The sequence below is a fragment of the Bacillus sp. ISL-35 genome (assembly GCF_018613355.1).
Lineage (GTDB): Bacteria > Bacillota > Bacilli > Bacillales > Cytobacillaceae > Mesobacillus.
Genome location: NZ_JAGGQK010000004.1, coordinates 275,784 through 293,546, shown reverse-complemented (window position 1 = coordinate 293,546; position 17,763 = coordinate 275,784). Strand labels below are relative to the sequence as shown.

Annotated in this window: 14 protein-coding genes; 1 reads left to right on the top strand and 13 read right to left on the bottom strand. The window is 32.6% G+C overall.

Annotated features, from left to right (window positions below; all coding sequences use genetic code 11):
- Position 1: 1 nt before the first annotated feature.
- Both J7E38_RS07405 and J7E38_RS07400 read right to left on the bottom strand, forming a co-directional pair.
- Entirely contained in the window at positions 2 to 1,495 is a 1,494-nt protein-coding gene (locus J7E38_RS07405; RefSeq protein WP_215038290.1) for an N-acetylmuramoyl-L-alanine amidase, read from the bottom strand.
- A 276-nt stretch (positions 1,496 to 1,771) separates the two neighbouring features.
- The gene (locus tag J7E38_RS07400; protein WP_214706215.1) at positions 1,772 to 3,958 is read right to left on the bottom strand and encodes a SpoIID/LytB domain-containing protein; all 2,187 of its coding nucleotides are present in this window, start codon (positions 3,956 to 3,958) and stop codon (positions 1,772 to 1,774) included.
- Between the two features lie 227 nt (positions 3,959 to 4,185).
- On the opposite strand from J7E38_RS07400, the gene tagU reads away from it, so the two are divergent.
- The gene (gene tagU / locus J7E38_RS07395; protein WP_214706214.1) at positions 4,186 to 5,121 is read left to right on the top strand and encodes a polyisoprenyl-teichoic acid--peptidoglycan teichoic acid transferase TagU; all 936 of its coding nucleotides are present in this window, start codon (positions 4,186 to 4,188) and stop codon (positions 5,119 to 5,121) included.
- A gap of 143 nt (positions 5,122 to 5,264) precedes the next feature.
- Here tagU and galE read toward each other — a convergent pair whose 3' ends face one another.
- From galE to galU, 11 genes are all read right to left on the bottom strand, one after another.
- On the bottom strand, positions 5,265 to 6,257 hold the full coding sequence (gene galE / locus J7E38_RS07390) for a UDP-glucose 4-epimerase GalE (protein WP_214706213.1): 993 nt from the start codon (positions 6,255 to 6,257) through the stop codon (positions 5,265 to 5,267).
- A 129-nt stretch (positions 6,258 to 6,386) separates the two neighbouring features.
- Entirely contained in the window at positions 6,387 to 7,904 is a 1,518-nt protein-coding gene (locus tag J7E38_RS07385) for an oligosaccharide flippase family protein (RefSeq protein ID WP_214706212.1), read from the bottom strand.
- A 208-nt stretch (positions 7,905 to 8,112) separates the two neighbouring features.
- Positions 8,113 to 9,084: a glycosyltransferase family 2 protein gene (locus J7E38_RS07380; protein ID WP_214706211.1), complete on the bottom strand. Its 972-nt coding sequence runs from the start codon at positions 9,082 to 9,084 to the stop codon at positions 8,113 to 8,115.
- A 1-nt stretch (position 9,085) separates the two neighbouring features.
- Entirely contained in the window at positions 9,086 to 10,093 is a 1,008-nt protein-coding gene (locus J7E38_RS07375; protein ID WP_214706209.1) for a glycosyltransferase family 2 protein, read from the bottom strand.
- A gap of 11 nt (positions 10,094 to 10,104) precedes the next feature.
- Positions 10,105 to 11,238, bottom strand: a complete 1,134-nt coding sequence (locus J7E38_RS07370; protein WP_214706207.1) for an EpsG family protein — start codon at positions 11,236 to 11,238, stop codon at positions 10,105 to 10,107.
- Between the two features lie 335 nt (positions 11,239 to 11,573).
- The gene (locus J7E38_RS07365; RefSeq protein ID WP_214706205.1) at positions 11,574 to 12,686 is read right to left on the bottom strand and encodes a glycosyltransferase family 1 protein; all 1,113 of its coding nucleotides are present in this window, start codon (positions 12,684 to 12,686) and stop codon (positions 11,574 to 11,576) included.
- Between the two features lie 85 nt (positions 12,687 to 12,771).
- The gene (locus J7E38_RS07360; RefSeq protein WP_215038288.1) at positions 12,772 to 13,785 is read right to left on the bottom strand and encodes a glycosyltransferase family 2 protein; all 1,014 of its coding nucleotides are present in this window, start codon (positions 13,783 to 13,785) and stop codon (positions 12,772 to 12,774) included.
- Positions 13,786 to 13,851: 66 nt separating this feature from the next.
- Positions 13,852 to 14,976 (bottom strand): glycosyltransferase, encoded by a 1,125-nt coding sequence (locus J7E38_RS07355; protein ID WP_214706204.1) that lies wholly within the window; start codon positions 14,974 to 14,976, stop codon positions 13,852 to 13,854.
- Positions 14,973 to 15,842 carry an NAD-dependent epimerase/dehydratase family protein gene (locus J7E38_RS07350; protein WP_214706203.1) on the bottom strand — a complete coding sequence of 290 codons (870 nt, stop codon included), beginning with the start codon at positions 15,840 to 15,842 and terminating at the stop codon, positions 14,973 to 14,975. The genes J7E38_RS07355 and J7E38_RS07350 overlap by 4 nt, the downstream gene beginning before the upstream one ends.
- On the bottom strand, positions 15,839 to 16,468 hold the full coding sequence (locus tag J7E38_RS07345) for a sugar transferase (RefSeq protein WP_214706202.1): 630 nt from the start codon (positions 16,466 to 16,468) through the stop codon (positions 15,839 to 15,841). Before J7E38_RS07345 ends, J7E38_RS07350 begins: the two co-directional genes overlap by 4 nt.
- A gap of 407 nt (positions 16,469 to 16,875) precedes the next feature.
- Positions 16,876 to 17,754: a UTP--glucose-1-phosphate uridylyltransferase GalU gene (gene galU, locus J7E38_RS07340; RefSeq protein ID WP_214706201.1), complete on the bottom strand. Its 879-nt coding sequence runs from the start codon at positions 17,752 to 17,754 to the stop codon at positions 16,876 to 16,878.
- Positions 17,755 to 17,763 lie beyond the last annotated feature (9 nt).

Sequence of the window (17,763 nt, the reverse complement as noted above, 5' to 3'; positions counted from 1 at the left end):
ATTAATTGTAGTAATTCATGATCCCTTTATAAATGGCATCAGCTGCCTTTTGTCTGTAAGTATTGCTGGCTAATTTAGATGCATCTGTCGAATTACTGATAAAGGCAATCTCCACTAAAACACTAGGCATCTTTGAATTTCGAATAACATAAAACCCGCCTTCTTTGACTCCTCTATCTCTAGTCCCCATCGCTTTAACCAGTTCAGTCTGTATTTCTTCAGCAAGTTTTTTACTGGAGGCTGAAGCATAGGTGCTATCATACCATGTTTCTGTCCCATTTGCTGAGCCAGAAGTATAAGAATTGACGTGGAAACTCACAAAAGCATCGGCCCCTGATTTCTCAGCCGTTTTAACTCTTTGGTCTAAAGATAGGTAAGTGTCAGTTTGTCTCGTCATGACTACTTTAGACAAAGAATTGCTAAGCTTTGAATTGACTCTTTTAGCTATATCCAGAACAATCTCTTTTTCTACTAAACTGTAACCAGCTGCTCCGGGGTCTGTTCCACCGTGGCCCGGATCCAGCACAATCGTTTCCCCTACAATATTATTGCTTATTTTAACAAAAACACTGTCACTTACGGAAATTGGTCCGCCTAAAACGGTAAACCTGCTAAGCCCATTATTAACAATCGAGTTGGTAATAGCGACAGGAAGACGGTCAGGTTCTGTTAACAATATAGGCGCGTTCTTTTTTGCAGCTAGAACCGACCCTGTTAAGGCATCTGCAAAAATAGAGCCTTTTGTAACAAAAGCTGCAGTACTGGCTGAAAAGTATGCATTTGCAATATTTGCGGAAACTTCAAATCGGCTATTTCCGCCGAATCTCCTTGGATTAGGGACATTATTATAAACTGTTTCGGAAACACTTAAGGGCCCACCTGATATAATCGTTTGGCTGATTGGCCATTGGTCAATAAGTGCCTGCGTCGAGCTATCCAATAAAGACTTTGGATTTGTAAGTAAAATAGGATAACCATTTCTTGCTGCATAAGGTGCAATTGATAAGGCATCAGGGAAATTAAAGCCGTCAGCAATTACCACTTTACTTGTTGGCCCAATTTCCTTTGCGATATTATTCGCTACCTCAACACGATTCGACCCTGAAATCCTTCTTACCGATATTCCCAGATTTCTAAGTTCTCTAACGATATTATCAGAGACACTGATTGTGCCACCGACAATGATGACGGATTTAGCATTTAATCTTTGAATTTCTGTTTTTACCCTGCTATCTAAAGCAATTGGTTTTGTTAATAGAATTGGTGCATTGTATTTATAAGCCAAAGGCGTTGCAGCAAGTGCATCTCCATATGCATCCCAGTTTGCAATAATAACTGTCGAGGCACTGGACCATCCATTCTTCGAAACATTAATCGCAACATCAAAACGATCGTTTCCGCCTAGTCTTATGTCATCAGCTGCAGCAGAAGCCTGAATACCGACAAATAACGACATAACCAGGGCAAGAACACTGAGTAAAAGCTTTTTTTTCATCATTCTGCTCCCCATGGTGTATTGTTTTTTCTCATAAAAAAAATTTAAATTAAATCCTATCCTCCTTTATGATTAAATACCGGTGGCATATTACAAGACTTCCTAAATTATAACATATTTCTACACAATATTTGGTTGCTCTCTTAATTTACTTCTATTTTTGATAAATATTTACTAGAGTTTTTCTTAAATTTGCCTTCATTTATGTTTAAAACTAAGAGGATATGTGTAAATAAAAATAGCTTCTCTAAATTATAGAGAAGCTATTAGATAAATTTAATTATTTACTAATGAAGCTCCAGGATAGTAGAAGCTCAAGATTTCGTTATACTTTTTTCCGAGGGTCGCCATTTTATAGGCACCATACTGGCTCATGCCAACACCATGCCCGAAACCACTACCGGAGTAATTAATCGACACATTCGGCAGATTGGCTGCTACACTTTCATTAACCGAAATCGGTCCGCCTAAAATCGTGAACTGATCAAAAACATTATTTGCAATCGAGTTTTCAATTGGCTGCGTAAGCTTGTCAGGCTGGATCAGAAGAATCGGCGCATTATTTTTGGCCGCCAACACCGAACCAGTAAGAGCATCAGCAAAAATAAAACCTCTTGTTATGAAAGCCTGTGAACTTGTTGAAAAATAAGCATTTGCTATATTTGCAGAGACTTCAAATCGACTGTTTCCGCCAAACCTTCGTGGGTTAGGAACGCTTTTATAAACTGTATCAGATACACTTAATGGCCCGCCGGATATTATTGTCTGGCTAATATTCCAACTCTTAATTAGATTCTGTGTTGAAGAAGTCAATACATGGTTATGATTTGTCAGCAAAATCGGATAACCATTTCTTGCGGCATAAGGTGCAATGGAAAGGGCATCCGGAAAGTTGAAGCCATCAGCGATTACCACTTTGCTGCTTGGTCCAATTTTTTTAGCGATATTGTTGGCCACTTCCATACGGCTATTACCAGCAATACGGTCAACGGATATTCCCATACCCCTTAACTCACTCACGATATTTTCAGAGACACTAATAGGCCCACCTACAATAATGACCGATTTAGCTTTCAATCTCTTAATCTCATCTTTTACTCTAGGAGTTAAAGCAGCAGATTTTGTTAAAAGCAATGGAGCATTATATTTATAAGCTAGCGGTGTAGCTGCCAGAGCATCACCAAATGCCTCCCAATTTGCCAATACCACATTATTTGCACTTGACCAACCTGCTTTAGAAACATTGATGGCTACATCAAATCGGTCCATTCCCGATAAACGCGGGTGACCTAACGTCTCGCTTCCAGAAACTAGCGTGCTTTTCATGTTTAATGTGCCAAGAATCGTACGCATTGCATTAGCAGTCGTTTGGTGAGTGACAGTAAAGGTTTTAATCTTGCCATTTTCCATCCTGAAGGTATTTGTAGATTTGTCCTTCACAAAGAATTCCACTGTCATCGAAGCACTGATGCTTCTTCCGCTGCTGTTTTTATTGATAAACTTAAGTTCAGGAATTCTGACAATCTTTATTTCTGTATTTTTATAGTCAGTAAGAGTATAAAGCCAATTTTTAATGTAATTGGTTACTGACGGTGTTTTTTCTACAGTTGCGCCCCACCAATTTTGCGGGTTCGCTAAATCCAGCTTTCTAGGATCGATTTGATCTTTGTTGTAAGTGACATTCCATTCCATTTTTGGATCATATGGATCTGCCTTTGCAGGAAGATAAGGAACCTGAGATGTTCCCCACATGTTAGAGTTCGATTCAATTTCTCCTCCGTTACTCGATGAATAAACCGCACTAATGCGGGATCCATTGTACTTAAGAACTTTTCCCCGGGTTTCTTCAACAGCTCTTGTTGAATTAGGATGCCATTCATATCCTCCGTAAACCTGGAAAGATTGAGTATCAGACACAGACTCAGTACTCCCAATTTTCCCAGCAGAATATGTACGAGAAGCAACTGCCTGCGCCTTAAGAGCTTCAAGGCTCCATAGCGCTGGCATTTCATGCGGGACTACACTTTTCAGATAATCTTCGAATGGAATATTCAAATTAGTAGGACGGACATATTTTCCTGCCTCTAATTCGTATTTAATATCCCCTAAATACTTCTTTTCTTTTGTACCATAAATGGTGTGAACACTACTGGTAGAATACAAATTTGATACAACTGTAAAAGGAGTGTCAAAATCTTTTAGTTTCTCTGCGGCCAAATAAAGGCTTAACTTTCCACCTTCAACTTTAACTTTATATACCGTATTCTCCTTCAATTCAATTTCCGCATCTTCTTTAATACTATGAGCGCCTGTAAAAGAGAAGGTCAACTCCGTTTTATTTCCTATATAATTGCTAAGCTTCACAGAAATCGTCTCTGCATTAGCATCCACTGGCTTTAAACTACTAACAGACAGCACCAAAACAAAAACAATGACCAACGAAAGTACTTTTTTTAAATACAATTCCTAAGTTCCCCCTTGTAGTCTTTTATTTTACGAGTATATCACAATTGTTTAACAAAAAGGTCGATTTTTGTAAAAAATAAGGAAAATTACACGTATTTAAAATAAATTTGTAATCTATGAAAAAAGTTGCCAATTTACAAAAAGAGGGATATTCAAATACTATACTTTTTGGTATTCTTATGGTTAGCAATTAAATTATTTTGTCACTACATGGAGGACAACAAATGAGAGCCGAACAGCATAAAGGCAAGAAGAAAAGAACGTGGCTCCGCGTAACTGGAGTCATTTTTCTTTTGTTAATATTAGGTGTAGGTGCTTATGTATACAGTGTTTACTCATCATTAACTAAAGCAGTTGATACAATGCATGAGCCAATCGAGCGCAAAGTTTCTGATAAAAGGACAGATGAACTAACCTTTGAAAAGAAAGATCCCTTCACTGTACTGATGTTAGGAGTAGATGAACGCACCGGTGATAGAGGGCGATCAGATACTATGATTGTATTAGCAGTAAACCCAGAAAAAAACTCTACTAAAATGCTGAGCATCCCTCGTGATACGAGAACACAAATCGTAGGCAAAGGGTTCGACGATAAAATCAATCACGCCTATGCATTCGGTGGAGTAGAAATGTCCATGGATACAGTTGAGAACTTCCTTGATATTCCGATTGATTATTATATGAAAGTAAATATGGAAGGTTTTGAAGATGTCGTTAACGCTGTTGGAGGAGTAACAGTCAATAACAGCTTTGCTTTCTCCCAAGATGGAGAAAACTTCCCTGAAGGAGAAATAGTACTTGACGGCAAAGAAGCTCTTTCATTTGTAAGAATGCGTAAACAAGACCCAGGCGGAGATTTCGGTCGTCAGCAAAGACAAAGAGAAGTCATCCAGGGTGTGATCAGAAAAGGAGCAAGCTTCAATTCCTTAACTAAGTTCGATGATATTTTTAAAGCTTTGGGACAAAATGTAAAAACAAACATGACATTTGATGCGATGGTAGACATCCAAAAGAATTATAAGAGTGCAGGTGAAAATTTGGAACAAATTCAGGTACAAGGCAGCGGAACAATAATTAATAAGATTTATTATCAAGTTGTTTCGGAAAGAGAAAAGCAAAGAGTTCAAGTTGAAATGAAGACACATTTAAATCTTAATTAATATTAATTTAAAGCCCTTTTGAATCCTTCAAAAGGGCTTTTTAATCCTTATAAAGCTGTAAGAATTTTTTATGATTGGCATCACGCTAGCCGAAAAACACTCTCGCTGGATAATTGTACCATAATCCTTGTGCTTTATAGTCATTACTTATAATTTTTCTCGAACTGCCAGGCATCCCGGCACATTGTAATAATGTCTCGTCTAGCTGTCCAGCCTAGTTCCCGCTTTGCTTTTAAAGCATCAGCATAGCACTCAGCAATATCCCCAGGTCTTCGTTCAACAATTTCATAAGGGATTTCAATCTCATTAGCTTCTTCAAACGCTTTCACTAATTCCAATACACTAGTCCCTTTTCCGGTTCCCAAATTATAAATATGAACCCCTGCAGTCAGATTTTCTAATGCCGCAACATGACCCTCAGCTAAATCCACTACATGAATATAATCTCGTACTCCTGTGCCATCTATCGTTCGATAATCGTTTCCAAACACACGCAACTTCTCAAGTTTACCTCTTGCCACTTGAGTTACATATGGCATAAGGTTATTTGGTATTCCATTAGGGGCTTCACCGATTAACCCACTCTCATGAGCTCCAACTGGATTAAAATATCTAAGTAGTGATATGGAGAAGGCAGGGTAAGCATTAGTTATATCAGTTAAAATACGCTCACTCATGGCCTTTGTTTCACCGTATGGATTACTCGTCGGCAGAAGCTCCATCGTCTCTTCAAAAGGCACTTTATTATCTCCATAGACCGTTGCTGATGAACTAAATATAAATTTATAAACATTATATTTAAGACAAGCCCTAGTAAGTACCATGGTACTTACTAGATTGTTGTAATAGTAATCTTGCGGCTTATCCACTGACTCTCCAACAGCTTTATGGCCGGCAAAGTGAATGACACCATCTATTATATGATTTTTAAAAATATCATCGACAGCCTTTAAATCGGTTACATCAATCTTGTAGAAAGTCACTTCTTTTTTGGCAATATGCATAATCCTTTCAATAGTTTCAACTTTACTATTACAAAGATTATCAGCAATTATTACGGAATGCCCTGCCTCTAATAAAGCAACACAGGTATGAGAGCCAATATAACCAGCTCCTCCAGTAACTAATATATTCACTAATTTAAAACTCCTTTCCGGTTATAATACTTTTCCTATTATCTCTGAAATAAGAAAGTATAGGGGGGGTAGTTGGTTATCAGATATATAAATAACAATTTCCTTACCATTAAGTTGCTATTATGAACTTTAAATTTTAATAACAATAGATATAATATTACTTAACGTTCTTTTAAGAGCTCGTTTTTCAGTTGTACTGAAACAAAAAAAGTAGATTACAGCGGTATATAAAACAGTATAAAGAACTATCCAAATAATTAGCTCCATTATTTGCATTCTTTGATTGAATATTATTATATAAATGAAAGTAACCAATAGTAATATAGGAACAGTGATAGAAATAATATTTTTCCAATATAATTTTATATTTAGACCAACTTTATAGTGATAGTAAACATTCAATAAAATTACATTGCCTATTGCCACAAATAGGGATGTCACAATGGCTGTACCTATACTTCCGTACAGATTAATAATTGGAATCGATATTACAATATTTAATATAGAACAAACAATTAACGAAATTGTTCTAAATAAATAGAGTCCTTTTGCCTGTAAAATAACAAGTCCTGTATTTTGGACTAAATCAAAGAAAAAAGGAATCATTAAAATAATCACAATAATATATGCTTGTTCAAAAGTTTGGCCAGCCCACAAAATTATAAAATCTTGACCAAATAGAAAAAAACCACTAAATACTAAGGCTAGGATAAAAAATTGATATTTACTAATTTTTATAAATAGTTCATCTAACCTTGATATGTGATTTTCCTCTGTAACTAATTTAGTTATTTGGGGTAAAAACAAAGTACTTAATGCTCCTGATAATGAAATAAAAATAAAAATAAATTGTATAGCAACTGCATATATTGCAACACTTTCGGGATTTTTTAATATCCCAAGTAAAATTTGATCAGTCTGCCAGTAAATTTTATCAGCAATAGCTGTTAAAAATATTAATAAGGCATATGAGTATATTTCTTTTTTATAATTCAGGTTAATTGGAGAGTATGTAACCTTTATACCAATTACCTTTTTACAATATAGGTACCCGATTATTAAGATAATAATATTCACAGAGGAAGATATTACCGTCATAGCAATTAAACGATAACCAATAGTAAGTGAAATTAATGTCACAATAGGAACTATCACTATTCTAATAATCGAAAATAATTTTAAAAATATAAAACGCTCATATGCTTGTAAAACAGAACTATAAACATTTAACGGAAAAGACAATGCGAAATTAATTGTTAAAATAATAATCATTATCTGCGCTGTCTTTATATCTGGTGTTTCTAAACTATTTTGAAAAAAGAAGGGAGCATTTATACAAATAAGCACCCCAACAACAATAGTAAATAAGCTGATTACTAGAAAGAACTTTAAAAAGTGTCCGATTAAATCTGATTCTTTATTTGAATCACCTAATACTCTATTCCGTGCAATATACCGTACAATTGCATTTCCTACACCCATATCCATTAAACTCAAATAAGAAGCAAATGCTAATATAAGGGAATAAATTCCATAATCAGTCTGTCCTAGTATTCTTATTAAAATTGGGGTATAAATAAAACCCACAATAAATGTCAAAAATATTGAAATATAAGATAGTAATGCACCAATGCGAATCTGATTCATGCTATAAGTTCCTTAGTATTTCTATTTTGTAAAACAACTAATTTCATTATTTATACTTCTTCCTTTGACTAAGTCATATATTATTACTCTACTGAAATTATTAAATGCCCTTTAAACTATTTATATTTTTTCCACAACCACAGCTTTTCTGTTTTAGAATATTACAACTACAAATAACTTTACCTAAAAGAACAAAGACGATTAAATTTTATAAATATCTTCTCAAGTTCTTATATATACATTTAAATAAATTTGCTGAGAAAGCAATAAACAATCCATATATTTTAATTTTAATATTACTTTTATTTCCTGATAATAGTGAATATATATTAACCATTATTATATTTTTATGAGACTTAAGCAAACCCTTATCATCTATATTACTTCGGCAAATTTCACAAACAGTTATTACTGAGTTCCTTGCAACAGCAAATTGTGCTAATTTTCGCAAGTGAAAATAATTATGGAGAATATCTTCATGAATTAATCTAAATACTTTCTCAGAACTTTTGTGATTTTTATAATTAAAATTATTGTTTGCATTAAAGGTTGCACTATCAGTATTCATTACATAAAAATATAGTGGAGTAGGATTTATACTAACACGCTTTGCTCTTTTCAGTACTTGGTAAACAGCCAAATAATCCTCACACATTGTAAGATCATGCTCAAACTTAACATTTGAGAATAATTCTTTTTTAAATAATTTATTACATAAAAAGCCTTTAAACGAGTCTTTTAATAGTTCCTCTATAGCTGATATATTATTTAAGACCTTATAGTCTTTTAACATTGTCTTATCTAGTCTAAGTTCTCCATCAATCTCGTAGTACCAATTACAAATTGACACATCACAATCGTTTTCTTTAATATCATTAAATAATACTTTAAACATTTCCTTATTTATATAGTCATCACTATCAACAAAACCAATAAAATCTCCAGTTGCCATTTTTAATCCAACGTTTCTTGCTGAAGACACTCCGCCATTTTCTTTGTGTATAACCTTAATTCTGGAATCCTTTTGTTTGTACTCATCGCAAATCTTACCACTCTCATCGGATGACCCATCATTAACTAAAATTATTTCAATGTCACTAAAAGATTGATTAATTACACTATCCAAACATTTATCAAGATATCGCTGCGAATTATATATTGGAATAATAATAGTGATCATATTAACTAGTTCTCCAATTAATATTTACGAATCTCTTTATTAATTTTCTATTTAGAAAATAAAATAGAATTAAATTATAAAATTTAAACTTTATTAATAAGCCACATACAAATTTTTTTTCGTAATTTCTATAAAATGACCCAACTGAATAAATTTCCTGTAAGAATTCATTGTTAAAGCAATCTGACAATAATCGTTTCTTTTTATTATAATTTCTCTCTCTTTCGGAAATATATTGTACAGTTGAAAAAAGACTGTCCATAAATTCCATATAAATGGGTTTTATTTCGTATTGCCGCACCGATTTATCACAAAAGTTTTTAATATTTCTATAAAAATCTTCAGTAATATTTATCGGTATATACCTTTTATTATTAGTAGCAGAATTTTGGTTGTTATAATAATTGTATAATGCGTCTTTTATTGAACAGATATACTCTACATTTTCAAGATAACTTAAGTTAAATACCAAATCTTCACCCATATCCATTTCAGTATCAAACTTTACTTTTATCAAACTTTTCCTTATAAGTTTATTCCAAGGAACATTCAATAGACTTTTTTCTAATAACTCACTAAATCTATGCCCCATTTCAATTAAATTACCTTTATATTCGATTCCTAAGTTGTAATCAAATTCGTGGTTGGCATCGACAGACTTATATCCACAAATTACAATATCACAATTAGTTTGTTCTTGATTATGCATTAAGACCTCACACATATTAAGATCTAAATAATCATCGCTATCAACAAACAAAATAAATTCTCCGGTTGCGGCCTCGATACCTGAGTTTCTTGCGGATGATACACCTCCATTCTTTTTATGAATAACCCGTATTCTGGCATCTTGTTTCTCATATTGATTGCAAATTTCAGCACAGTTATCAGGTGAACCATCGTTTACAAGTATTAATTCTAGATCATTATACGTTTGATTTAGAATACTTTCTATGCACCTTGGTAGAAATTTTTCCACATTATATACTGGAACAATAACACTTATCATCTTTTCTCTCCTTAATTCATTCTTAAGAAATCAAATGAAATATAGATATTATGTGAGGAAACTTGTATATATTGATAGGTTATATATCCTACTATAAACAAAGAAAATATTATTATAACCATTAATTTCAATCTTGTCCTTGAATTGTTTACAGATAAATAGATTATTGGGAATGCGAAAAATGCTATAAAGTATAATAGTCTTTCAGTTATACTAGGAATATAAAAACTTCCAATCGCAAATAATATTACTAACTCTATATATTCCATCAATTTATTAATATTTTCTGACCAATCTGCCTTTTTCCCTAAATTAATCCACCTAAATAATATAAACAAGAAAATAAAGAAACACATGTTAACAAAGTATAGTCTATGATCTCCATCAAATTTCAGAAAATAGATTTGTAACTTTTGAGCTGTATAACTTATATATGGTATTGATATAGATTCCAACAGGTCTATTAGTATATAACTAGAAAAACTCCAAAATAAAAGTAAATATTTTAATTTCGAAACGAATAAGTTTCTGTTAAAATATAGTATTCTCAAACCTACCAGAATACCGCTAGCTGGATGAATAAACAATGGAATAACATATAAAATAATTATTGTTAAATTCTTCTTTTTTAGTATTATATCTCTATATAAAGCTAATGCAAAAATTGCAAAGGCCATAGAAGTCCTTACCCCTGAATATGAAACTAAAAATGGCAAAATTGAAATATTAATTAACCACGAAAGAAGGAATAACTTATTACTTGTTTTATATTTATTAATAAAATTACGAGTGATATATATAAAGATACTATAAGTAATTGCTACGGATATAGCAGGTAAAAGTTCATTATATCGGGATAATGAAACTAGATAAAATATAACTTTAATAATTACTAAACTTTCATATCCAGTCTCATATTCATATCCATAATAACGCATATTATTAACTATTTCATAATGTCGTGACAAATCATATTCAATATCAGGTTTTATACTAATTGATATAATTACTATTGATATTACGACTAGTAAAGATAATGAAAAATCAAAAATTTTACTTGATTTAATTTCGTACATAGTTCCTACGATTAGTTTTGTGAAATAAAAACACAAATATGTTACTGAAATAACAAATAAAAAACCCATTTTGTCTCCTCTAATACATATCCTGTATTACATAATTAGATATTATTGAATTAGTGTATGATTTTTTTATCTCCTGGAATCTTGTTATGCCTAGGATAATCCACTTCACTTTTATTAAGAACTCACTAAATTGTTTAGCTATATCTAGATAAACATCTTTTAACTTGCTGTAGTTATAAGTTTATAATGCAGTTAGAACAAGAAATAATAAGCGGTTATAACAATAAATATCGTTTTGATAAGCATTATGATCGGTTAAATAAGTAAATACCAGAGGCAGCATACATTAACTTGAAGAAGATTCTTATAATGCATTTTTTGGGGATTTCCTTCACTCACTTAAGTAACAAATCTTCAATTTCTTTCACAACATTTTTAATATCAAAACCTGCATTTTCTATTTCTTTACTTGTATCACGTCTTTCATAAGACTTTGACTTTAGAATATTCTTTGCCCATGTTTCTGCTGATTGTTCTAATGTGCAATATTCAACCAAGTCGGTTATTTGAGCTTCTAATGGTACCACACTCGAAACAATACTTTTTAAACCCGAAGCTTGTGCTTCAATAGTTACCAAAGGTAATCCTTCACTTAATGATGGTAAAACAAAGATATCAGCAGCTTGTAATAAATTAGCGATGTCATCCCGTGGACCCATAAACATAATCTTGTCTTCCAAATTTAAGGTTTTAACTTTATTTCTTGTATTTTGTTCCAAGTCTCCATCCCCGACAATCATTAATAGACTGTTTGAATTCCTCTTGCTAATTTCATTAAATACTTCAATAAGAAAACTATGATTTTTTACCTTTGTTATTCTACCAACGTGAATAATAACAAATTTGTTTACTAAACCATATTCTTGCCTATATTTATTTCTCATGTCGGCATTATAAATATATTTCTTTGATTCAATGGCGTTTTTAATAATATGGACCTTTTGACCATTTGTTTTTTGTTTGCCAAATAGCCATGATGAAGCATCAATAGAACATGCAAATTTTAAATCAGTTAACTTTATAAATTTTTTATAGTTTAACTTGTGCAACATTAACAGAAGGTTTCTTTTAAAAAATCCTGCTGTTTCAAATGAAGTTCCATGAGAGTGAACTATAATTTTTGCATTAGTATATTTACTAGCTAACTTTTGTAATGCAATAATACTTGCACTACTAGTATTAACCCATATAAAATCATAATTACTATTATTACTAAATATTGATTTTAAATCGCGAGTATACTTTATTGGGTTTTTTCCCCAAGGTGTTACTCTGTAAATTTCCCCTCCATGTTCTTCTATTACATTTTCAAACTTACATTTATCCTCAGAAGAAAATACAAAGTCAAATTTATATTTTCTTTTGTCAATATGTTTTACAATATTTATAATAATAGATTCAATTCCTCCATATTGTGTAGATAGTCCAGATACTAATATTCTTTTCATTTTTATTCGATTCCACCCTATTTTAAGCTGCTGTACTCAACATTAAGTTGGATTATTTAAGGAAGCCGAAATTGTTACTCTACTTTTATACTCTATTTATCAATTGTTGGTAGATATTAAATGGTATTTTTATTATGTTTTTATTTATACATAATAATGTCATTATTATCTTTCTATTCAAAGGCATAGGAGATTTTAAAAGTAGAATATAATTTTCCCTTAAATTTTTTGTAAGCCACTTTGTAATTTCTTTACTATCTTCAACATTATCTTGGAAGCCATATACTACAATTTTGGAAAGCATCGAGAAGTATGCTCTAGCTTCTTTCATTCTTGCTATCTCAATTAAACGGTTATTAGCTTCTTCTTGTACAAGTGCAACTAATTCCTTACTCACTAATAATAGGTCATGATCTTGTTTTTTAAAACCATTTCTAGTAATACTACTGCTATCTTGGAAATAAAAATATGTTATTTTATCACTTTTAATAAATTTATTAGCAGATTTTATTAATTTGTAATTAGTAGCAACATCTTCATAAAATTGACCTTCCGGAAACTTTATACCTTGAAACAATCTAAGGTTATATATCTTATTGCATACTGAATAATCTGCAACTCTGTGTTTCATACCAGATTCAAGATAATATTTAAGTTTCTCTTCCCCTACAAAACATTTAATGGAATGGTTAATTTGATTTATATCAGTTGATCCCTTTGTTAATATATATGAAGATGCTACTATATCGGCATTATAAGTTTTGGCAATTTCAATTAAAAAGGTATACATATCAGGAGTAATCCAGTCATCACTATCAACAAAGCCTACATACATACCTTTGGCAACCTTTAGGCCTGCATTTCTAGCCGAACCCAGTCCACCATTTTTTTTGTGAATAACTCGTATTCTTTTATCTAACTTTGCATAACTATCGCAAATAATACCTGAGGAATCTGGTGAGCCATCGTTTACCAGTATAAGCTCAAAATCATCATAATCCTGGTTTATGATGGAATTGATACACCTTGACAGATATTTTTCTACTTGATAAACAGGGACTATAATACTTAAAAAGGGCATCTTATTTTCATTCAACATATTTAATCCATCTTTTCATCGTTAATTATTTTTTTCGTTATATTCATTGCGCTTTTCCAAACCCAATTATAATTGTTCAAGTAATAAATTTATTTTTCCTTCGAAAGCTCTCTTAGAAAATAATTCATCGAAGACTTTTGTAGCATTTCTCCTCATTTCATAATATTCTTCTAAATCCATATTTGAAACCTCATTGGCCAGTTCATTAAGATTTATTTCAGAGAGATTTACTCCAACTTTATGCTGTTTTACAATTTCTGTAGTATCCGCCTTTATATTATTAATAATAGGTAAACCATGTTGGAAATAATCTATAGATTTCATTGTAAGTCCAACACATACAGTATCTTTCATTATATTTAATCCAAAATGACATTTGTCGAAAATGTTCTGTTTCTGTTGAGGATCATAAATTTTCCCATGATATTCTACTTTAGCGCCTGCCTTCTTTACTTCCTCTATCAACGATCCTTTGCTTTCTCCATCACCAATTATGTGCAGGGTCGTTGACTTGTATTTACTAAATGACTCCACAATTTCTTTAATTTTTGGGATATCAATAATGTTATTTATAGACCCTAAATAACAAAGATTCATCTCATCTTTTGTGAGCGATGGAGAACTAACTACATTAATATCCCTTTTTGCTAAATAAACTGTTTTCGTTTTTGAACCCTTAAGGACATTTTCTAAGACTGCTTGATATAAATTACATTCAGTTATAATAATATCTGCAAATTTGATGCTTTTGTCTCTCATCATCCCCCAAAATGTAAACGGTGGCATACTTTTAACTTTTCCAAGCGGGATGGTTTCTGGCCAAAGATCGATTAAATCGAAGATTAATTTCACTTTTTTATTTTTTCTCTTATACTGAGATGCGAATTTAGCTAGTGAATTAGGAGGAATAATTACATATAATAAGTCCGGGTTTATATCCTCTACAATTTTAAAAGCCTGTTTTGCAAAAAAGTAATGTGAAGATAAACGTGCTATCGACAAATTTTTAAAATAGGGTTTAGATTTAACAAAAACAAAGTCCGTCTTTATATCAGTACGATGAATCTTTTTAAAATGCCTAAAATCTGATTGGATGACAGTTATATCGTGACCTGTATTTTTAAAGAATTCATATAATAAATTTATCCTATCTTCATAGGTATCAAAGCAATTTACAATAACCGCCTTCATTCCTCACTCTCCAATTCAGTGACATTAATAGATTGTTTAAGATTCCTAATTCTATAATCCACTATATAATTACTCATGTTTTTTTCGACTACTAGATTACCAAATATTTTGTTAATAATCCCTAACTTCAAACCGAGTAATTTCAAAAACGGATTGAACAACTCTGTGAGTAATATCCTCTTACCATGAGCTTCAGCTATCAACTTTACAAGCTCACTAGTCTTAACGTACTCACTATTTTGCGGGAAGAATATCCCGCTTTCATCATTAATAATCATTATTCTTATAAACTCACAAAGATTATCAATATGAAGAATACTTCTCTGATTATCGACTTTGGGAAATACCGGTAGTTTTTGAGCTACTTTTGCAAGTTTTGAATAATTGCCTTTAGAACCCCTTCCATAAATCATCGGTGGCCTTATAATAACTACTTTGAAAGTATCACTACTCATACTTATAATTGCCTCTTCTGCCTGTAACTTACTATTTCCATAAAAGTTACTCGGAGAAGGTACTGTATTTTTATCGATAACTTTATTATCTCTACTACTATCACCATATACAATAATGCTACTCATAAAAATAAACTGCTTAACACCATCCGCTCTAGCTTTTTTAGCAGTTTCTATTGCAAGATCACGATTTACTTTATAGTATAGATCCTCCATTTTCGGATCAGTTGAAACGTGTGCAATTCCAGCCACATGAAATACTACATCATATTTTGAAAAATCTTTTTCCTTCCACAAATCATTTCTTAGGCTTATTGAATCTATCATAAATTTGTTGGGATATTTTTCAAGCCAATTTTCAAGACTCCTACCCACATAGCTATTCTTGCCAGTAATCAATAATTTTTTCATTTAAAAGCTCTCTCCTTAATACCGGCATTTTCTTTCTTAACGCCAGTACCACCCTCAACAACCCCGTCACTTTTTGCAACACTTATAATAGTTTCAAGAAAGCACCTGACATCCATTCGAAAACTAATTTTCTCAACATAATACCCATCTAACTTTGCTTTAACTTCAATCGGAAGCTCATCACGCCCATTGATTTGTGCCCAACCTGTTAGTCCGGGAGGTATATTATTGGCACCATATTTATCTCGTTCAGCGATTAAATCGTACTGATTCCACAGTGCTGGCCTTGGCCCAATAATACTCATATGCCCAGCAAAGATATTCCAAATTTGCGGTAGTTCATCAAGTGAAGTTCTTCTCAAGAACTTACCCACTCTTGTAATGTACTGCTCCGGATCTGTTAATAGATGAGTAGGTGTGTCATTAGGAGTATCTACTGTCATAGTCCTGAATTTTAATATATTAAAATGCGTTTTGTTAATTCCTATCCGTTTCTGCTTAAACAGTACCGGGCCTCTTGAATCGATTTTGATGGCGATAACTAGCATTAAGAAAATAGGAGATAAAACTATAAGTCCTAATAAAGAAAGAATAATATCTAGCAGTCTTTTTATTTTAAAATACATAATGTCACACTCCCTAATAAATATTTAGTAATTTAGGACTTAAGTAGATAAATTGGACCCCGTTCTAACCAACTACTAAACTACTAAACATTGATACACAAAACTTCCCAATTAACAAATGTTAAGGCCACCGGAAACTCTTCGTGATTTTTATCAACTTGTCTCATTAATCTCACATTACGTTCTTTATAGCTCCATCGTAAAACGATCAAAGGAAGGAACAGCAACCATTAAACTTTCTGAATATGAGACAAAACAGCTAACAACTCTCACCGTAACCTCTTGTATCCCTCATAAACCTTTCTAACTATATTTCACTAATCACTTGTAAAGGATTTATCTCAGAAAGCACTCAAAAAACACCCCGGATCTCTTATATTCAAGAGAACCCGGGTTAATCAATAATATTAAACTTTTTCTTTTGCCAACACCTCAACCAGATAGGCAAGCAAATCAGATCGCAGCTCTTCATTCTGCAACGCAAAATCCACTGTAGTCTTCACGAACCCAATCTTCTCCCCAACATCATATCGCTTTCCTTCAAAATCATAAGCAAACACTCGTTGAGTCTGGTTCAACTTCTGAATCGCATCCGTCAGCTGAATCTCCCCACCAGCACCTGTTTCCATTGCGTCCAGGAACATGAAAATCTCAGGTGTAAGAATATACCTTCCCATAATTGCAAGATTTGAAGGAGCAGTTCCATGCGCAGGTTTCTCGACAAAGTTTTCAACCTGATATCTTCTTCCAATCTGAATAGAAGGTTCAACAATTCCATAACGATGCGTTTCCTCATTCGGCACAGTTTGAACACCAATCATAGAAGAATGTGTTTGTTCATACTGGTCTATTAACTGACGAAGACAAGGTGTATCACTTTTCACGATGTCATCACCTAGCAATACAGCAAATGGCTCATCTCCAATAAAGTTACGCGCACACCATACTGCATGACCTAGACCTTTAGGCTCTTTTTGCCGAATATAATGAATATCCGCAAGGTTAGTAGAATAACGAACCTTTTCAAGAATATCCAACTTACCCTTCTCCAAAAGGTTCTGTTCAAGCTCATGAGCAAAATCAAAATGATCCTCTATCGCGCGCTTTCCTTTCCCTGTAACAATGATAATATCCTCAATACCTGAAGCAACCGCCTCTTCAACTATGTATTGAATAGTGGGTTTATCAACTATCGGCAACATTTCTTTTGGCATTGCTTTCGTTGCTGGCAAAAACCTTGTTCCTAGCCCTGCCGCCGGAATAATTGCTTTTCTCACTTTCTTCACTAATTATGC

Coding starts and splice junctions, on each gene's coding strand:
- J7E38_RS07405 (WP_215038290.1), bottom strand. CDS start 1,495: ATGAAAAAAAAGCTTTTACTCAGTGTTCTTGCCCTGGTTATGTCGTTA.
- tagU (WP_214706214.1), top strand. CDS start 4,186: ATGAGAGCCGAACAGCATAAAGGCAAGAAGAAAAGAACGTGGCTCCGC.
- J7E38_RS07385 (WP_214706212.1), bottom strand. CDS start 7,904: ATGAATCAGATTCGCATTGGTGCATTACTATCTTATATTTCAATATTT.
- J7E38_RS07380 (WP_214706211.1), bottom strand. CDS start 9,084: ATGATCACTATTATTATTCCAATATATAATTCGCAGCGATATCTTGAT.
- J7E38_RS07375 (WP_214706209.1), bottom strand. CDS start 10,093: ATGATAAGTGTTATTGTTCCAGTATATAATGTGGAAAAATTTCTACCA.
- J7E38_RS07370 (WP_214706207.1), bottom strand. CDS start 11,238: ATGGGTTTTTTATTTGTTATTTCAGTAACATATTTGTGTTTTTATTTC.
- J7E38_RS07365 (WP_214706205.1), bottom strand. CDS start 12,686: ATGAAAAGAATATTAGTATCTGGACTATCTACACAATATGGAGGAATT.
- J7E38_RS07360 (WP_215038288.1), bottom strand. CDS start 13,785: ATGTTGAATGAAAATAAGATGCCCTTTTTAAGTATTATAGTCCCTGTT.
- J7E38_RS07355 (WP_214706204.1), bottom strand. CDS start 14,976: ATGAAGGCGGTTATTGTAAATTGCTTTGATACCTATGAAGATAGGATA.
- J7E38_RS07350 (WP_214706203.1), bottom strand. CDS start 15,842: ATGAAAAAATTATTGATTACTGGCAAGAATAGCTATGTGGGTAGGAGT.
- J7E38_RS07345 (WP_214706202.1), bottom strand. CDS start 16,468: ATGTATTTTAAAATAAAAAGACTGCTAGATATTATTCTTTCTTTATTA.